Source organism: Embleya sp. NPDC056575 (assembly GCF_042793325.1).
Lineage (GTDB): Bacteria > Actinomycetota > Actinomycetes > Streptomycetales > Streptomycetaceae > Embleya.
In genome coordinates, this window is sequence record NZ_JBHTVA010000215.1 from 634 (window position 1) to 1,005 (window position 372).

Below are 372 nucleotides of genomic sequence, written 5' to 3' on the forward strand. Positions count from 1 at the left end.
GGCCAGAGGAGCGGACGATGGGAGGAACCGGCAGGACGACGGTGCGAGCTTCCTCGTCACGGCCCCGGCGCCCCAGGAGGAGGGCGAGACCGAGGAGAGTCGAGCACGCCGGGAGACCGTCGGCGCCGCCCTGCTCGGCGTGGCCGGCGGTTTCGGTGTCCTCGTACTGTTCCTGACCCGCGCCCGTGCGCGCCGGACGATGTGGGCGTTGTGCACCGCGGCGGCTCTCTGCGCGGGGCTGGGCACCTGGAGCGTGGTGCACGGCCCAGTGCTCGGTACCAAGACCTTCACCCGGGGGTACCCGGCCGGCCCGGCCACCCTCGAAACCCCTGAGCTGATCTGGGACAGCGGCGCGATCCTGGAGGAGAATCG

Annotated in this window: 1 protein-coding gene; it reads left to right on the forward strand. The window is 72.6% G+C overall.

What is annotated here, in order from left to right; all coding sequences use genetic code 11:
- Nucleotides 1–372 (forward strand): hypothetical protein (locus tag ACFRCG_RS48865; RefSeq protein WP_380043149.1); only part of this gene is annotated, 372 nt, incomplete at both ends.